A 17914-nucleotide genomic window follows, 5' to 3' on the forward strand; every position below is an offset into this window, starting at 1 on the left:
GGTTGCAGTTGCAAAATGGGTGCTGAAACAAGTTCAGCATGACGACCACGGAAACAGGGAGCGCTTCGCATGAGCCTCACCCGCTATCGCACCGAAGGCGTCGCGCTCGCCATCACGATCCTCGTCATCGACCAGATCGCCAAGTTCATCGTTGCAGGGCCGCTCGCGCTCAAGAGCCGGTTGCAGATCGAGATCACCTCGTTCTTCAACCTGACCTGGGCGGAGAACCGCGGCGTCTCGATGGGCTTCCTCACCGCCGAGACCGATACCGCGCGCTGGCTGCTGGTCGCGCTCACCGGACTGATCGCCACGGTGGTGCTGCTGTGGATGTGGAAGGAACGCGCGCGCGGCGACATTCTGGCGCTGGGCATGATCCTGGGCGGGGCGCTGGGCAACATCATCGATCGCGCACGCCTGGGCTATGTCGTCGATTATGCCGACCTGCATTTCGGCGCTTTCCGGCCCTTCATGATCTTCAACATCGCCGATGCCGCGATCACCATCGGGGTGCTGTTATTGCTTGCCCGCGTTCTGATAATCGGCGACAAGTCGGCCAAATCTGAGGCCCCTACATCAGGGGTTCAGGCTGGCGGGATTAGCGATGGCGCCCCAGCCGCCAAAACGGAGAATGAGCATGTTTAATCCTAGCCGCAAACTGGTCCTGATTGCCGGGATTTCGGCCGCGGCAACGACGCTGTCGGCCTGCGGTTCGGGCGGAGGCATTTTCAACCGTGACCGTCCGGACGAGTTCGCCGTGTCGCGTCAGGCACCTCTGGTCATTCCGCCAGACTTCTCGCTGACCCCGCCAACTCCCGGTGCGGTGCGTCCGCAGTCGGTCTCGGCCAGCCAGCAGGCGCTCGATGCGCTGTTCGGTGGCCCGCAGGCGCGCACCGGAGTCGAGGGCGCAGCGCTTGATCGCGCCGGTTCGCCGGATACCGCCATCCGCTCGCAGGTGGGCGATCCCAAGACGCAGACCACCGACAAGGGCACCACCACCCGCGACATCGTCGCCGCGCCCGAAGGCGATGGTCAGGACGCCAAGGCTTCGATCCCGCAATAAGCGGACGATCACGACAGACACAAAAAAGCCCGGCGATCCAAGGATCTGCCGGGCTTTTTTGTGTTCGCTTGCGAAGGGGGATCAGGCGCGCGCGCCATCCCCCACGATCGCCACGCCCGCGCTGTTGTGGCGCAGCGCCTTGAGCACGCAATCGACGATGCCATCGGCATCCAACCCGGCATCGGCATACTGCTTCTCGGGCTTGTCGTGATCCTGGAAGGTATCGGGGAGCCGCAGCGTGCGCAGCTTAAGGCCGGAATCGATCAGCCCGGCGTCCGATGCCATGGTCAGCACATGCGCGCCCAGACCGCCGATCGCGCCCTCTTCCACCGTCACGCACACTTCGTGCGTCGCCAGCAGCTTGCGGATCAGTTCCTCGTCGAGCGGCTTGGCAAAGCGCAGATCGGCGACCGTGGTCGACAGACCCTTGGCGTCGAGCAGGTCGGCAGCCTTCTGCGCCTCTGCCAGGCGGGTGCCCAGCGAGAGGATCGCGACCTTCTTGCCCTCGCGCACGATACGGCCCTTGCCGATCTCGAGCCGCTCGGGCACCTGCGGCAGCGCGACGCCGGTGCCGTTGCCGCGCGGATAGCGAAACGCGATCGGACCGCTGTCGTGGCATGCGGCGGTATAGGTCATGTGGACGAGTTCGGCCTCGTCGGCCGCCGCCATCACCACCATGTTGGGCAATGTCGCGAGATAGGTGACATCGAACGAGCCGGCATGGGTCGAACCATCGGCGCCGACCAGCCCGGCGCGGTCGATCGCGAAGCGGACCGGCAGGTTCTGGATCGCGACATCGTGCACGACCTGGTCATAGGCGCGCTGCAGGAAGGTCGAATAGATCGCGCAAAACGGGCGCATGCCCTGCGCAGCGAGCCCCGCTGCAAAGGTTACCGCGTGCTGCTCGGCAATGCCGACATCAAAGCTGCGATCGGGGTGCGCCTTGGCGAACTTGTCCACCCCGGTGCCCGAGGGCATGGCAGCGGTGATCGCGCAGATGGTCGGGTCGGTATCGGCGAGCTTCGCCAGAGTTTCGCCGAACACGTTCTGATACGCCGGCGGCCCTGCGGCTGCCTTGTCCTGCTTGCCGGTGACGACATCGAACTTGGCGACGCCATGATATTTGTCGGCGGCCGCTTCGGCCGGGCCATAGCCCTTGCCCTTCTGCGTGACGACATGGATCAGGCACGGCCCTTCGGCGGCATCGCGGACATTCTCGAGCACCGCGACCAGCTGGTCCATGTTGTGACCGTCGATCGGGCCGACATAATAGAAGCCCAGCTCCTCGAACAAAGTGCCGCCCATCGCCATGCCGCGAGCATATTCGTCGGTCTTGCGTGCGGCCTGGTGCAGGCTCTTGGGCAACTTGCGCGCCAGACGCTTCAATGCCTCGCGCACGCCGAGGAATTCGCGGCTCGAAACGATTCGCGCAAGATAGCCCGACAGCCCGCCGACCGGCGGCGCGATCGACATGTCGTTGTCGTTGAGGATCACGACCAGCCGGTTGCCCGCGCGCTCGGCGTTGTTCATCGCCTCATAGGCCATGCCCGCGCTCATCGCGCCATCGCCGATCACCGCGATCGCCTTGCCCGGCGCGCCGGTCATCTGGTTGGCGGTGGCAAAGCCAAGCGCCGCCGAGATCGAGGTCGAGCTGTGCGCCGCGCCGAACGGATCATATTCGCTTTCGGAACGCTTGGTGAAGCCCGAAAGCCCGCCACCGGTGCGCAGCGTGCGGATGCGGTCGCGACGTCCGGTGAGGATCTTGTGCGGATAGCACTGATGGCCGACATCCCAGATCAGCCGATCGGTGGGGGTATCGAAGACATAATGGATCGCAGTGGTCAGCTCGACCACGCCCAGGCCCGCGCCCAGATGTCCGCCGGTCACCGATACCGCAGAGATCACTTCCTGCCGCAGCTCGTCGGCCAGCTGGCGCAGCTGCGTAGGCTTGAGCTTGCGCAGGTCGGCCGGTGTTTCGACGGTATCAAGCAGCGGTGTGGCGGGCAGATTGGTCATTGAGTTCCCTTTCAACCGCGAATCCTAGCCCCATTTGCGGGCTCTGTCGATTGATCGACATGGACAGGCGGCCTGAGTGTAAAGTTTTTTGGACAGTTCCGCAAATGCGGAGTTTCAGTCGCAGTCCGCGCAGCGGCCACGCACCTCGATAACCGGGCGAATATCGACATAGCCTGCGGCTTCCGCGGTCTTGCGGACACTCCGCGACAGGCCGTCATCGTCGATATGCGTCGCCGATCCGCACGAATCGCACACCAGAAAGATGCAGTCATGCAGGCACCCGGGGTGGGAATTTGCGATATATGCGTTGATGCTCTCTACCCGCCGCGCCAGGTTGGTGCGCACGAACAGGTCGAGAATGCGATAGACGCTGTTGGGCGCGACGCGCTTGCCGCGCGCCTTGCTGACAGCATCGGCGATATCATAGGCTGAGGCAGGCTTTTCGATATCGGCCAGGGCCGTGAAAATCGACTCGCGCATGTCGGTCCACTGCTCGCCCGCTGCTTCCAGCGATACGCGCGCAGCATGGGCAAGGTCTGCCCCCTCATGCTCCTTGTGCCTGTGGCCGTGGTCTTTGACGATGGACATCCGCCATATCTACGCGCGGCACCTGCCGGTTGCAATGGCAACGATGTCGCGCTGCGGTCAGCCGCGTACCGGTTTTGCCGAATAGAGTGCAGGAAAGACACGCTTGAGATTGGCGACCTTCACCGCATCCCAGCGCAGGATGTAGGGGTGGTCAGGGTTCTTGAACATGAAGTCCTGATGATAGGTTTCAGCGGGATAGAACGCCTTGTAGGGCTCAACCGCTGTGACGATGCGCTTCTTCCAAGCACCCAATTTCTCCAGCTCGGCGATATAGGCACGCGCGACCTGCGCCTGGCCCTTGTCCACCGGCACCAAAGCGGTGCGATAGTGGCGGCCGGTATCCGGCCCCTGCCGGTTGAGCAGCGTGGGATCGGCAATCACCGAGAAATAGACTTGAAGCAGCTGGCCATAGCTGACCTGCGCAGGATCATAAACCACCCGCACGGATTCCGCGTGCCGGGTTGCGCCGCTGGACACCTCGTCATAGCTGGCGTTGGCCTTGCCATCGCCATGATACCCCGAGACCGCGCTCTTGACGCCCTTCACATGGCTGAACACGCCCTCCACGCCCCAGAAGCAGCCGCCGGCAAAGATCGCGACGCGCTGCTTGCCCGGTTCCACCGCCTTCAGCTTGGGCGCCGGAATGATCTTGGCCTCTTCGGCGGCGAACGCTGCGGCGCCACCATCGACGGCAATCGCGGCAACGCCGATCAGGCCGATCGCGGCAAGGGCGGAAAGAGTGCGGGTGCGAAGGGTCATCAGCTGTCGGAATTCTCCAGAGCCGCTTTCTGCACGACGGGCGCAGCAGGGGGGCTGGCGTCGGCATCGCGGGGTTGCAGGGCAAACAGGGCGACCGCGCCCAGCGCGAATCCACCCATGAAATTGCGGAACAGGTCCGATGTCAGAATGTTGCTCATCTCGATCTCATCTTCTTGTATCCGCACGACGATGTTCGTCACCAGGACGTGCGGGGTTACAATCTTGGCAGCGACATAAGCCGCGCCGGGTGCGAATCAAGCAATGTGCCGGGATGGCTTTGCTTGGCCCTCCCCAAGCTCGCCTGTTTCGCCTGTATCCGCTGTGAACCACGGCACAGGGGAGTGTTCAGGTCATTCTGCAGGCAGCACGCCCCGTTCGATCAACCGATCAGCCGCGCCCGCATCAGCCCGCGCAGCGAGTTGCCCAGCCAGAAGCCCTGGCCAAGATCCGCCCCGGTCAGCACGGCCTCTATCGCCCTGCCCTGATCCAGCAGTTCGTGCCGCAAGACGCCGGGAAGCAGGCCGTTGGTGAGCGGCGGGGTGAGCAGCATGCCATCGCGTTCGACGAACAGGCTGGTGAAGCTGCCTTCGGTGAGCGCGCCATCGGCATCCATGAACAGCACTTCGTCCGCGCCGGCCTGCGCCTTCGCATCGATGCGGGGTTGGTCGTAACAGGCGCGGTCGGTGGTCTTGTGCGCCAGCCGGATATCCCCTGCCGCCAGCGTCATCGGACGGATGACCACGCCCAGCGGCTCGGCCATCGGCGTGGGCGCGGGCCGCATCTCGATCGCGGTATCGCCGCCGGCCGCCAGCAGCAGACGGATGCGCGTGGGCGCGTCGAGATAGAAGCACGCATGGTTGAGCGCATTGCGCACCGCATGCCGATCGAATGAAAATCCGAGCGCCGCAGCGCTCGCCTTCATCCGCTCCAGATGCAACTCCAGACGGATAATTCCCTGCGCCGGATCGAAACCCATCGTCTCGATGAGATCAAAATTCTTCGTCGCCGCCTTCAAGAACGCCCCCTTGACCAGACACTCGCGCCATTCGTCCTGGCTCTCGGAATCCGCGACCACGCCCGATCCCAGACCCAGCGAGACCTTTTGCGCATCGCCTGCCAGATGCAAGGTGCGAATTGCGACATTGAACGCGGCGTCGCCCGGCGCATCGCCCGCATACGGGTCGATCCGGCCGATCGAACCGCAATAGATGCCGCGCGGGCCGGCCTCGATCTGGTGCAGCATTTCCATCGCGCGGATCTTGGGCGCCCCGGTGATCGACCCGCAAGGGTAGATGGCGCGCAGGATGTCGAGCGCATCGAGCCCCGGCGCCAGCCTCGCGCGGACGGTCGAAGTCATCTGGTGGACGGTGGGATAGCTTTCGATGCGGAACAGATCGGTCACCGCGACGCTGCCGGGATCGGCAATGCGCGACAGATCGTTACGCAGCAGATCGACAATCATCAGGTTTTCGGCGCGGTCCTTTTCGGATGCCTCCAGCGCGCGCGCGGCCTCGGCATCGCGCGCGGGATCGTGCTGGCGCGGTGCGGTGCCCTTCATCGGGCGCGCGGTGACCTGGCCTTCGCGCAGCGAGAAGAACAGTTCGGGAGAAAGGCTGAGCAACCAGTCCGCGCCATCGAACACCACCCCGCCATAGCCCGCCGCCGAGCCCGCGCGCAGCGCGCGATACAGCGCCAGCGGATGCCCCGACATCGCGGCCTCGTTCTGAAAGGTGAGATTGGCCTGGTAGATGTCTCCACTGGCGATGCCTTCGTGAACCCGGGCAAAGCGCGCGGCATAATCGGCCGCCGCCATCGCGGCGCGGGCTGGCGCGAGATAGGCCTCGCCTGCCCCACCCTGCTGTGCCAGCCAGGCCGGCACCTGATCGGGCGGCATGACGTCATGACGCTCGAACAACCCGAACCACGCCAGGGTCATCGACGGCAGCGTGTCCAGCAGCGGGCGCAGCCGCGGCTCGAGCGCAAGCCCTGCCTCATAGGCAAGATAGCCCGCCGCATGCAGCCCCTCGCGCCCTGCGGCCTTGAGTTCCTCGAGCAACCGGTCGAGCTCGCCTGCGGTCCGCGCGCGCAGGCAGCCGACGGGATTGCTGTAAAGCCGGGCGGCGCTGGCGTGTCCGGTGCGGGCGTCGTCGAGCAGGACGAACGGGGCGGCAGAGGGAGCAGGAGAACGGGCGGCGGGGCGGTTCATCCGGGCGCTTCTAAGGCGTGCTGGCGGGGCTGCCTAGGGCTAACGCGCAGCAGGCTGCGTCACCGCACCGATTGCCAAGCGCGCTGCTGCCGAATAGAGCAGCGCTCAACCAGAACAGGAGGGATCGCAGATGCGCAGAGCAAGATGGTGGACGGCCGTATCCGGCCTGTGCGCCGCTTTGTGCATGGCTGCCACCGGACCGATCGAGGCGCGTGAAACCGACGCGGCAGAGCCATCGGTCCCGCCCCCCGCCGCCATGCTCGCCGATGGCGTGCCGCCGATCCCGATGTCGCTTGTGGCCGACACCCGGCCTTATCTGGAATATCGAACCGCGAGCTTTGCCGGGTGGAACCCGCAGGACCGCTCGATGCTGATCACCACCCGGTTCGGCAACGTCGCGCAATTGCACCGGGTCGCGGCGCCAGGCAGCGCACGGCGGCAGATCAGCTTTGAAGAAGAGCCGATCTTCGGCGGGACATGGTCGCCCGACGGATCGATGCTGCTGGTCGAAAAGGACGCCGGCGGCAACGAGGTCTCGCAGATCTATGCGCTGGATTCGGGGCGGATGACGCTGCTCACCGACGGCAAGAGCCGCCACGCGCTGGGGCCATGGTCGGATGACGGCAGACTGGTGGCCTTTGGCAGCAACATGCGCACCGGGGTGTTCAACGATATCTATGTCATGGACCCGCGCGACCCCAAGTCGGCACAATTGGTGTTGTCGAGCGACAGCGGCGGCTGGGCGGCGATCGATTTCGCGCCCAATGGCCGCGATCTGCTGGTGTTCAACTATGTGTCGGTCACCGACAGCCAGTTGCACCTGATCAATGTCGAAACCGGCACCTTCCGCCAGGTCTCGCGCGATGCGACGCCGGTGGCCTATGGCAATCTCAAGTTCGCGCCCGATGGGCGGCTCTGGGTTTCGAGCGACAAGGATTCCGACGTGCAGCGAATCGGGCTGCTCGATATGGATACCGGCCTGTTCACGCCGATGATCGATGGCGGCCGCTGGGACATCAGCAATTTCGATATCGCATATGATGGCAAGACCATCGCTTATGTCGTTAACGAAGCAGGATTTTCGCGGCTTCACCTCTATGACATCGCAAGCGGTGAAAAGCGGCTGGTCACCGGCCTGCCGCCGGGCGAAATCGGCACGGGGATGAAGTTTGCGCCCTGGGGTACTTTGGGCTTCACCGTCTTTTCCAACCAGTCGCCCGGGGATGCTTATAGCCTAGATCCGGTGACGCTGCAGATCACCCGGTGGACTGAAAGCGAGACCGGCGGGCTGGATCCCGCAAAGAACGTCATGCCAGAGCTGGTCGAGATCAAGAGCTTCGATGGCGAACCGGTGTCCGGGCTGCTCTACCGCCCCGATCCCCAGCGCCACCCCGGCAAGCGCCCGCTGATCATGTCGATCCATGGCGGCCCGGAGGGTCAGGCGACGGCAGGCTTTCTGGGGCGCACCAACTATCTGGTCAACGAGCTTGGAATTGCTCTGTTTTATCCCAACGTCCGGGGATCGACCGGGTTTGGCAAGCGCTTTGTGAGCCTCGACAACGGCCCGTATCTGCGCGAAGATTCGATCAAGGACATCGGCGCGTTGCTCGACCGACTGGCGAGGCATCCGATGCTCGATCAGCGCCGCTTCGGCGTCACCGGGGGCAGCTATGGCGGCTATATGTGCTATGCCAGCGCCATTCGCTATGGCCGCAGGTTCAACGCCGCAAACTGCATCGTGGCGATCTCGAATTTTGTCACTTTCCTTGAAAATACAGAGGAATACCGGCGGGATTTAAGACGCCTTGAATATGGCGACGAGCGAGTCCCAGCCTTGCGCGCCAAGCTGGAAGAAATCAGCCCGCTCACCCGCGTCGACGAACTGAAAATCCCGCTGCTGGTGGTCACCGGCGCCAACGATCCGCGCGTTCCGGCGAGCGAGGCGGACCAGATCATCGAAGCGATCCGTTCACGCGGCGGCACCGCCTGGCACCTGCTGGCGCGCAACGAGGGTCATGGTTTTCGCCGCAAGGAAAACGCCGATTACATGTTCTGGACCACACTCGCCTTCTGGCAACGCCATCTGCTGGGCGCTAAGGGCCGGGCGACGGACTGATCCAACGGTTCGCGCAGGAGAATAGCATGGTCGCGTCAGTCTTCGATCTGTTCAAGATCGGCATCGGCCCGTCGAGTTCCCACACCATGGGGCCGATGGTCGCGGCTAACCGGTTCGTCGAGCGCCTGAGCGACCGCAGCGTGCTGGAGCGCGTCACCCGGGTCGAGACCCGGCTCTACGGGTCGCTCGCGCTGACCGGGAAGGGCCATGCCAGCGACCGGGCGATCCTGCTCGGTCTTGCCGGAGAAGAGCCGGTGAGCTGCGATCCCGATGCCGCCGACCGGCTGATTGCCGAGATTCGGGCGTCGGGCGAGATATTGCTCGGCAAGCGTCACGCAATTAGCTTCGACGAGGCGGCAGACCTGTTGTTCCTGCAGCGCGAGCGGCTCGATTATCATTCCAATGCGATGACCTTTGCCGCGTTCGACTCGAGCGGGTCGCAGCTGGATCAGCGCGCGTATTTCTCGGTAGGCGGCGGCGCAGTGGTCGATGAGGATGAGACCGGTGGCAATGCGCCGGGCGCAGGCGGGCTGTGGGATCCGCCTCATGTTTTCTGCTCGGGCGCCGAGCTGCTGGCGATTGCCGCCGAGACCGGGCTTTCGATCGCCGAAATCACCCGCGCCAACGAACTGGCGGCGCGCGATGCCGGGGCGCTTTCGGCAGGGCTGGAAGAGATCGCCACCGCAATGTCCGCCTGCATCGACCGCGGTATCCGCACCGGCGGCGAGCTTCCCGGCGGCCTTCGGGTCAAGCGCCGCGCGCCTTTGATCATGGCGCATCTGATGGCGCGGCAGGAGCGGATGCTCTCCGATCCGCTGACCGTGATCGATTGGGTCAATTTGTGGGCGCTGGCGGTGAACGAGGAGAACGCGGCCGGCGGCAAGGTCGTCACCGCGCCCACCAATGGCGCCGCAGGAATTGTCCCCTCGGTGCTGCGATTCTACGATCGCTTCGCTCCGGGTGCCGATCAGGCAGGCGTCGAGCGCTTCCTGCTCACCGCAGCGGCGATCGGGTCGCTGTTCAAGGAGAATGCGTCGATATCGGGCGCCGAAGTCGGCTGCCAGGGCGAGGTCGGGGTCGCCTGCTCGATGGCCGCCGCCGGGCTGGTCGCCGCCTGGGGCGGGACGCCGATGCAGGTCGAGAACGCCGCCGAGATCGGCATGGAGCACAATCTTGGCCTCACCTGCGATCCGGTCGCGGGGCTGGTGCAGGTGCCGTGCATCGAGCGCAACGCGGTCGGCGCGGTCAAGGCGATCGAGGCAGCGCGGCTGGCGATGATGGGCGACGGCACCCACCGCGTCAGCCTCGACGAGGTGATCGAGACGATGCGCCGCACCGGGCTCGACATGAACGAGCGCTACAAGGAAACCTCGCAGGGCGGGCTTGCGGTCAACGTGGTGGAGTGCTGAGCCGCGCGGCGCGTTTGGCCTCCATCGCCTGCTCGCGCTGTTCCACCGCCCGGTCCCACCAGGGATGGCCGCGATGGTCCGCAGCAACGGTGCGCACCGCTTCGTCTCCGAGATAAAGCGCCAACCCGCCCGTCTCGGCCAGCATCCTGCGATCCACCTTGAGCCAGCGCGGGCGACAGCTGCGCGGCAGCCAGCGGCCCGCGATCACGATATCCGCGCGGCGACAGGCAGCGGCGAGCCCGCGTTCGGGCACCCGCTCGCGGTTGCGCCCGACCAGGACCGCGTAGCGTCGCTGCCCTGAGCTCAGAGCAAAGCTGCAGAACTCTGCGGAGCACGCAGCCTGCGGCCAGTCCTGCATCGCGGTCGCCTGCCCCTCGAACGCCGCGCTTTCGCTCAGTGTCTGCAGCGCATAGTCGCCGATGCGGGCGCGCAGCACCACCATCCGCCCGCGTTCCCCGGCCACCGCGAGATGTTGCCCATCACTGGTGATCAGCAGATCGGGCACCGGTTGCAGCGCGACCAGAACGCTGGCGACCGCGATCGGCGCCAGCCCCAGCCAGCGTGCACGGCTACGCCACAGGAACATCCACAACCCGCCGGTGACGAACAGTGCAAACGCCCAACCGGGCATTCTGGGGAACAAGGTGACCGCCCCGGGAGCATCGGACACTTCATGCGCGAGCGTCAGCAGGGCCTCCAGCGCCACGCCGCACAGCCACCAGACTGGTGTTCCCCAGCCCGCAAGATCGAGTACCAGCGCCAGTGCCTCGAGCGGCATGATGACGAACGTCGTCAGCGGAATCGCCACCATATTAGCGAGCGCGCCATACAGACCGGCCTTGCTGAAATGGTGCAGCGCGATCGGCATCAGCGTGAACTCGATCAGCAACCCGGTGAGGAACAGCATCGCCAGAAACCGCGCCACTCGCCCCGGCCACGAATAGTCCGCTGCGGCCCAGGCGCGCATCCGAGGATGATCGTGCAGCGCGACGATTGCGGTTACCGCGGCAAAGCTCAGCTGGAAGCTCGGCCCCATCAGCGCTTCGGGCCAGACCAGCAGCACCAGCATCGCACCTGCTGCGATCAGCCGCGGCGAGACCGGATCACGCCCCAGCGCGAGTGCGACCAGAACCAGCAGCGCCGCAACGCACGATCGGATCGTGGGAACTTCTGCGCCGGTGAGCAGAGTGTAGCCGATCCCCGCCAGCGCGCCCGCCCCCGCCGCCACCAAAGGCAACCGCCAGGCGCGCGCCAGCGGCGGCGACAGCGCCAGCACCTCTAGCGTGACCAGCCAGACCGCACCGATCAGCGCAGTGACATGCAGCCCGCTTATCGAGAGCAAATGCGCAAGGCCACTGCGGCGCATCGCCTCGGCATCCTCTTCGGCGATCGCGCCGCGATCCCCGGTCGCCAGCGTCGCAGCAATGCCCCCTGCCCCGCCACCGACCTGCGCCTGGATATGTGCCGAGAGCCGCGCGCGGAGCGAATCCAGCCCGCTGCTCCCGGCTGCCGGTTGAACGATGCGTGGGCGATCGAGCATGCTGCCGGTGGCGCCCAATTGCTCGAACCATGCGCGCTGCGCGAAACTGTAGCCTCCAGGCAGCGAGGCCTGCGCAGGCGGCATCAGCCGGGCGCGGGCGCTTATGATCGCTCCGGTGCGCGCCTGCGGATCATCCTTCGCCAGATCGAGGTTCACCCGCACCGTCTGTGGCAGACCAAGCGTGGGTGCGGTTCGCAGCACCAGCCGCACCTGCTCGCGCGCGGGCTGCATCTCGCGCTCGATCACCCGCCCGGTGAGCGTGCCGAACCACGGCGCAGGGAGTGGATCGGCGGCGACTCGCTCGGCGCGCCAGGCCATGTGCGCGGTGCCGGCAGCGATCATCAGCGCAGCGACGAACACGCAGCGTGGCCCCAGCTCCATCGCAGTCCAGCCGACCCGCAGCCCCAGCACCGCGAGCGCCACCGCCAGTCCCATCGCGACCACCGCCGCATGCCACGCGCCGCCCGGCAGCAGGAACCATGCGGCAATGCCGCCGCCAAAGGCCACCACGATCCAGGGCGGCAGCTGATCGCGCTCTGCCAGAACAAAGCGCTCCGCCGCCGCGCCGAGACCGACAGGCGGTAAAAAACGGGACAAACTGGCCATTTGTCGCTGCCAGAAAGCCGTGCTAGAGGCGGTCGAAATTGCCATGTCGGGCGAGTTTGAAAGGAAAGCGCAAGTGAGTGCAAGCGGCGAAAATCAGCCTGTTTCGGCAGCCATGGCCGACCGACAGGTCGTCACCCGTTTTGCGCCTTCGCCGACCGGTTTCCTCCACATCGGCGGCGCGCGCACCGCGATGTTCAACTGGCTGTTCGCGCGGCATCACGGCGGCAAGGCGCTGCTGCGGATCGAGGACACCGACAAGGCGCGCTCCACCCCCGAAGCGATCGAGGCAATCTTTGCCGGGCTCGACTGGCTGGGTCTCGACTGGGACGACACCCCGGTGTTCCAGAGCGAACGCGCAGGCCGCCATGCCGAGGTCGCGCATCAGCTGCTGGCTGCGGGCAATGCGTACAAGTGCTTCGCCACCGCAGAAGAGCTGGAGGCGATGCGCGCCGAGCAGCGCGAAAAGAAGCTGCCGATGCGCTATGATGGCCGCTGGCGGAACCGCGACGCATCCGAAGCGCCCGAAGGCGCGCCCTATGTCATCCGGCTGAAGGCGCCGCAGACCGGCAAGCTGACCATCGCCGACGAGGTCCAGGGATCGGTCACCGTCGACGCACGCGAGCTCGACGACTATGTCCTGCTGCGTTCGGATGGCACGCCGACCTATATGCTCGCGGTCGTGGTCGACGATCACGACATGGGCGTTACCCACATCATCCGCGGCGACGATCACCTCAACAATGCCTTCCGCCAGCTCGTGCTGATCCAGGCCATGGGATGGCCCGAGCCCATCTATGCGCATATCCCGCTGATCCACGGCAACGACGGCGCCAAGCTGTCCAAGCGGCATGGCGCGCTGGGTGTCGAGAATTACCGCGACGACATGGGCATCGTCTCGGATGCGATGTTCAACTATCTGCTGCGGCTGGGCTGGGGCTATGGCGACCGCGAGAAGATCTCGCGCGCCGAGGCGGTCGAGCTGTTCAGCCTCGCCAATGTCGGCAAGTCGCCCTCGCGCTTCGATGCCAAGAAGCTCGTCAATCTGAACGGCCAGTATCTACGCGAGATGGATGACGCCGCGCTCGCCGCCCTGGTCGCGCCGCGGGTTGCCGCATTGATGCCGGATGTGGATGCCGCCGCCAGTACCGACCTGCTTGCCCGCGCGATGCCGGTGATGAAGCTTCGCGCGCGCGACCTCAACGAGCTTGCCGATGGAGCTCAGTTTCTCTTCAAGACGCGACCCTTAGGCATGGACGAGAAAGCAAAATCTTTGCTAGAAGGCGATGGGATCGCGATTTTGCAGACAGTATCGCCAGTTCTGGCCGAGACAGCGCCTTGGACTGCCGCCGCTCTGGAGGACAAGGTTACGCAATTCGCCGAGGCTCAGGGGCACGGCCTCGGTACTTACGCCCAGCCGCTGCGCGCCGCCCTGACCGGGCAGGCGCGCTCTCCGGGCATTTTCGATGTGCTCGAACTCCTGGGACGCGAGGAATCGCTCGCCCGGATCAACGACGTCACGCGCGTGGCCGCCTGAGGGGCCTCACGCACACCACTAGCTTGCCAAAGAACCGCTTTGAGGAGAACGAACCGTGTCAGACAGCGCATCATTGAAGATCGGCGACAAGGACAGCAGCTATGCCATCCGGTCGGGAACGATCGGCCCGGATGTCATCGATATCCGCAAGCTTTATGCCGAGACGGGTTGCTTCACCTATGACCCGGGCTTCACCTCCACCGCCAGCTGCGACAGCGCGCTGACCTATATCGATGGCGATGAAGGCGTGCTGCTGCACCGCGGCTATCCGATCGGCGAACTCGCCGAGGATTCGAGCTTCATGGAAGTGTCGTACCTGATGCTGAACGGCGAACTGCCCAGCAAGGACGAGCTCGACACCTTCACCTACACCATCTCGCGCCACACCATGCTGCACGAGCAGCTGATGCAGTTCTATCGCGGCTTCCGTCGCGATGCGCACCCGATGGCGATCATGTGCGGTGTCGTCGGCGCGCTTTCTGCCTTCTATCATGACTCGACCGATATCGCCGACCCCGAGCATCGCCGCATTTCCAGCCATCGGCTGATCGCCAAGATGCCGACGATTGCTGCTGCCGCGTACAAGTATTCGGTCGGCCAGCCCTTCGTCTATCCCGACAACTCGCTGTCCTACACCGGCAACTTCCTCAAGATGACCTTCGGCGTTCCGGCAGAGCCTTATGAGGTGAACCCGGTGGTCGAGCGCGCGCTCGACCGCATCTTCATCCTCCACGCCGATCATGAACAGAACGCTTCGACCTCGACCGTTCGCCTGGCAGGGTCCTCGGGCGCCAATCCGTTCGCGTGCATCGCTGCGGGCATCGCCTGCCTCTGGGGCCCGGCGCATGGCGGCGCCAACGAGGCGGCGCTCAACATGCTGCGCGAGATCGGCACTCCCGACAAGATCCCGCACTATATTGCGCGTGCCAAGGACAAGAACGATCCGTTCCGCCTGATGGGCTTCGGCCACCGCGTCTACAAGAACTACGATCCGCGCGCGACGGTGATGCAGAAGACCGTGCGCGAAGTGTTCGAGGCACTCAAGGTCAGCGATCCGGTGTTCGAGGTCGCGCTGCAGCTCGAGGAAATGGCGCTCAACGACCCCTATTTCATCGAGAAGAAGCTGTTCCCGAACGTCGATTTCTATTCGGGCGTGATCCTCTCGGCGATCGGCTTCCCGACCACGATGTTCACCGCGTTGTTCGCACTTGCGCGCACCGTCGGCTGGGTCGCGCAGTGGAACGAGATGATCTCCGATCCCGGCCAGAAGATCGGTCGCCCGCGCCAGCTGTACACCGGCCCGACGCAGCGTCCCTATGTTCCGGTCGACAAGCGCTGAGTTTTTGGCGCTAAGCCGATAAGAGACCGAAACGCAAAAACGCCCTCCCGGTCCAACCAGGAGGGCGTTTTGCTGTGTGGGCAAGGAGTGTTCAGACTGCGCCAGCGGCGACGACCAGGCCAGCCATCAACAGCATCAGCACCAGCAGCGCGATCACGAACAGGCTGGCAAACAGCGTCAGAGTTCCCCCGGTTCGATCGAACCGGTAGACCAGCACCAGCAGTGCAAGGATAACGGCGATCAGGACAAAGGCCCCGACGCCGGGCATGGCGTCAGACGCGCATCGGCATCAGCACGTACAGCGCATTCGATTTATCGTTTTCGCGGATCAGCGTCGGCGCGCTGCTGTCGGCCAGATGCAGTTCGATGACATCGCCTTCTAGCTCACCCAGGATATCGAGCAGATAGCGCGCATTGAAGCCGATTTCGAACCCGTCGCTAGAATATTCGCCCTCGACCTCTTCAGCCGCGGTGCCGTTTTCCGGACTGGTGACCGACAGCGTGATCTTGTCCTTTTCCAGCGCCATCTTGACCGCGCGGGTCTTTTCGGTGGCGATGGTCGCGACGCGATCGACGCCCTGAGCGAAAGCCTTGGGGTCGATCTTGAGCAGCTTGTCGTTCGCGGTCGGGATCACCCGGCTGTAATCGGGGAAGGTCCCGTCGATCAGCTTGGAGGTCAGAATCGCGCTGCCCAAAGTGAAGCGGATCTTGCTGGCGGACAGGTCGATCTGCACCTTGGCATCGCCTCGTTCGTCGAGCAGCTTGCGCAATTCGCCGATGCATTTGCGCGGAACAATGACGTCGGGCATCCCCTCTGCGCCATCGGGACGGTCGAGCGTGACGCGGGCGAGGCGATGGCCATCGGTCGCCGCAGCCTTGAGAACCGGGCGATCATCATCGGCGACATGCAGGAAGATGCCGTTGAGATAATAGCGCGTCTCTTCGGTCGAGATCGCAAAGCGGGTCTTGTCGATGATCTGCACCAGCTCTGCCGCGGCCAGCTCGAAACTGGTCGGCAGGTCGCCCTCGGCGATCACCGGGAAATCGTCGCGCGGCAGCGTGGGAAGCGTGAAGCGGCTGCGTCCGGCGCGGACCAGCATCTTGCCGTCGGCGGCATCGAGCATCACCTGGCTGCCGTCTGGCAGCTTGCGGGCGATTTCGAACAGGGTGTGCGCCGAAACGGTTATCGATCCGGGGGTTTCCACCGAATAGGCGCTCATCGTTTCGACGATCTGCAGATCGAGGTCGGTCGCCATGAAGCGCAGTGCGCCATCTGCCGAGGCCTCGATCAGCACGTTGGACAGAATGGGGATCGTGTTGCGCCGTTCCACCACCGACTGAACATGGCTGAGGCTCTTGAGGAGCGTCGCGCGTTCGATTGTCGCTTTCATGAAAATCCCCCGAGGCCGGGCGGCCTCAAAACCAAAAGACATGCCCTGCCATAATGGCAGAATCCGGACCAACTTCATTAACAATATTGGCTTTTCCCGCAAGCCGATAGCCGCGGAATTCCGTTTAAACTGTGGAAAATGGGCGCCCGGGCTTGCACGCGCCGCCACTATTGCCGAAACGGGACCGATATGACGCAAAATTCCCGTTTTTCCTGCCCTCCCATGGCTGGGCGCCTGTTCATCGCGCGGCACGGCGAAACCGTGTTCAACGCCGCCAAAAGGCTGCAGGGCGACCATCTCCACACGCCGCTGACCCGCGCAGGCTTTGCTCAGGCCGATGGCATGGGCGCGGCGCTGGCCCGGGTGCTGGGCCCCCGCCCTGCCCTGTCGCTCCACGCATCGGACACCGGCCGCGCGCTGCAGACACTGGCGGTGATCACCGAGCATCTCGGGCTCGACTGGCACGATGCGGCGCACGACCCCCGGCTGGTCGAGATCGGCATGGGCTGCTGGGGCGGGCGCTATTATGCCGACGTCATCGCCGAGGTCGGCCCGGTGATCGAGGCACCCGAAATGCTGCTCAGATGCGCGCCCGATGGCGAGAGTTATCCCGAGATCGCCGATCGCGTCATCGACTGGCTGGCAGAGCATGCCGCCGACCCCGGCGACCGGCTGGTGATCATGCACGGCATTTCGAGCCGGGTGCTGCGCGGCGTGCTGCTCGGCCTGCCGCCGCACCCGGTGTTCGGCGCCCCGGTCGCCCCCGGACTGCCGCAGGGATCGGTGGTGATGATCGCCGATGGCCACGAGGAGATCGTTGTCACCGGCACCGGCGGAGGCCATGCGTGAGACGGGGGCTGGCGGCGCTGGCGGCAACGGTCGCCTTTTTCGCCGCCGCTCCGCTCCAGGCGCGCGACAGCCTGGGCGTGTTCGACAGCTGGGGTGCGTTTCGCGACCCGCAGGTGCCGCGCTGCTATGCCATATCCCAGCCTGAGACCGTGCGCGGAACCCGCCAGTACCGCCCGTTCGCCAGCATCGGCTATTGGCCCAGGCGCGGAGTGCGGGGCCAGTTTCACCTGAGGCTGAGCCGCCCGATGGCAAGGCGAAGCCCGGTGACGCTGACCATCGGCGTGCGCAGGTTCACGCTCATCGGCGGCGGCGGCGACGCCTGGGCCAGCGACAAGGCGATGGACGCCAGCATCATTGCGGCGATGCGCTCGGCGCGCGAGATGACCGCCAGTGCCGATGGCGCGGACGGCAGAACGATACGCGATGTCTATCTGCTCAAGGGCGCCGCCACCGCGCTCGACGCTGCCGCCTTGGGCTGTGCCCGGGACCGTTGATCAGCGC

16 protein-coding genes are annotated in these 17914 nt (G+C 65.0%); 8 read left to right on the forward strand and 8 right to left on the reverse strand.

Annotated elements, in window-relative coordinates; genetic code table 11:
- The first annotated feature begins 69 nt into the window (after window positions 1–69).
- A complete protein-coding gene (gene lspA, locus B5J99_RS16320) occupies window positions 70–642 on the forward strand; it encodes a signal peptidase II (RefSeq protein ID WP_054134558.1) in 573 nt (190 codons plus the stop codon).
- Entirely contained in the window at window positions 635–1060 is a 426-nt protein-coding gene (locus B5J99_RS16325) for a DUF3035 domain-containing protein (protein WP_117353568.1), read from the forward strand. Before lspA ends, B5J99_RS16325 begins: the two co-directional genes overlap by 8 nt.
- Before the next feature lie 81 nt (window positions 1061–1141).
- Here the strand turns inward: B5J99_RS16325 and dxs are convergent, their stop codons facing one another.
- The 5 genes from dxs to pabB form a co-directional block, all read right to left on the reverse strand.
- Window positions 1142–3076 (reverse strand): 1-deoxy-D-xylulose-5-phosphate synthase, encoded by a 1935-nt coding sequence (gene dxs, locus B5J99_RS16330; protein WP_054134559.1) that lies wholly within the window; start codon window positions 3074–3076, stop codon window positions 1142–1144.
- A 114-nt stretch (window positions 3077–3190) separates the two neighbouring features.
- A complete protein-coding gene (locus B5J99_RS16335) occupies window positions 3191–3664 on the reverse strand; it encodes a Fur family transcriptional regulator (RefSeq protein WP_054134560.1) in 474 nt (157 codons plus the stop codon).
- A 57-nt stretch (window positions 3665–3721) separates the two neighbouring features.
- The gene (gene msrA / locus B5J99_RS16340) at window positions 3722–4423 is read right to left on the reverse strand and encodes a peptide-methionine (S)-S-oxide reductase MsrA (RefSeq protein WP_117353009.1); all 702 of its coding nucleotides are present in this window, start codon (window positions 4421–4423) and stop codon (window positions 3722–3724) included.
- Entirely contained in the window at window positions 4423–4581 is a 159-nt protein-coding gene (locus B5J99_RS16345; RefSeq protein WP_162892635.1) for a hypothetical protein, read from the reverse strand. Before B5J99_RS16345 ends, msrA begins: the two co-directional genes overlap by 1 nt.
- A 221-nt stretch (window positions 4582–4802) precedes the next feature.
- On the reverse strand, window positions 4803–6629 hold the full coding sequence (gene pabB, locus B5J99_RS16350) for an aminodeoxychorismate synthase component I (RefSeq protein ID WP_117353011.1): 1827 nt from the start codon (window positions 6627–6629) through the stop codon (window positions 4803–4805).
- A 130-nt stretch (window positions 6630–6759) separates the two neighbouring features.
- Here pabB and B5J99_RS16355 point away from each other — a divergent pair, with 130 nt between their 5' ends.
- Window positions 6760–8745 carry a S9 family peptidase gene (locus tag B5J99_RS16355; RefSeq protein WP_245991660.1) on the forward strand — a complete coding sequence of 662 codons (1986 nt, stop codon included), beginning with the start codon at window positions 6760–6762 and terminating at the stop codon, window positions 8743–8745.
- Window positions 8746–8771: 26 nt separating this feature from the next.
- Entirely contained in the window at window positions 8772–10154 is a 1383-nt protein-coding gene (locus tag B5J99_RS16360) for an L-serine ammonia-lyase (RefSeq protein WP_054134565.1), read from the forward strand.
- Here the strand turns inward: B5J99_RS16360 and B5J99_RS16365 are convergent.
- On the reverse strand, window positions 10135–12300 hold the full coding sequence (locus B5J99_RS16365) for a ComEC/Rec2 family competence protein (protein WP_117353013.1): 2166 nt from the start codon (window positions 12298–12300) through the stop codon (window positions 10135–10137). The genes B5J99_RS16360 and B5J99_RS16365 overlap by 20 nt on opposite strands.
- A 112-nt stretch (window positions 12301–12412) precedes the next feature.
- Here B5J99_RS16365 and gltX point away from each other — a divergent pair, with 112 nt between their 5' ends.
- Entirely contained in the window at window positions 12413–13834 is a 1422-nt protein-coding gene (gltX, locus tag B5J99_RS16370) for a glutamate--tRNA ligase (protein ID WP_054134567.1), read from the forward strand.
- A 55-nt stretch (window positions 13835–13889) separates the two neighbouring features.
- Window positions 13890–15173, forward strand: a complete 1284-nt coding sequence (locus B5J99_RS16375; RefSeq protein WP_054134568.1) for a citrate synthase — start codon at window positions 13890–13892, stop codon at window positions 15171–15173.
- Window positions 15174–15264: 91 nt separating this feature from the next.
- Here B5J99_RS16375 and B5J99_RS19605 read toward each other — a convergent pair whose 3' ends face one another.
- A complete protein-coding gene (locus B5J99_RS19605; protein ID WP_156318005.1) occupies window positions 15265–15441 on the reverse strand; it encodes a hypothetical protein in 177 nt (58 codons plus the stop codon).
- A gap of 4 nt (window positions 15442–15445) precedes the next feature.
- Window positions 15446–16564, reverse strand: a complete 1119-nt coding sequence (dnaN, locus tag B5J99_RS16380; RefSeq protein ID WP_069050233.1) for a DNA polymerase III subunit beta — start codon at window positions 16562–16564, stop codon at window positions 15446–15448.
- 222 nt (window positions 16565–16786) lie between these two features.
- Here dnaN and B5J99_RS16385 point away from each other — a divergent pair, with 222 nt between their 5' ends.
- Both B5J99_RS16385 and B5J99_RS16390 read left to right on the forward strand, forming a co-directional pair.
- Window positions 16787–17413 carry a histidine phosphatase family protein gene (locus tag B5J99_RS16385; protein ID WP_245991661.1) on the forward strand — a complete coding sequence of 209 codons (627 nt, stop codon included), beginning with the start codon at window positions 16787–16789 and terminating at the stop codon, window positions 17411–17413.
- Window positions 17410–17907 carry a hypothetical protein gene (locus tag B5J99_RS16390; RefSeq protein WP_245991662.1) on the forward strand — a complete coding sequence of 166 codons (498 nt, stop codon included), beginning with the start codon at window positions 17410–17412 and terminating at the stop codon, window positions 17905–17907. Before B5J99_RS16385 ends, B5J99_RS16390 begins: the two co-directional genes overlap by 4 nt.
- Window positions 17908–17914: the final 7 nt, after the last annotated feature.

The organism is Blastomonas fulva (assembly GCF_003431825.1).
GTDB classification, from domain to species: domain Bacteria; phylum Pseudomonadota; class Alphaproteobacteria; order Sphingomonadales; family Sphingomonadaceae; genus Blastomonas; species Blastomonas fulva.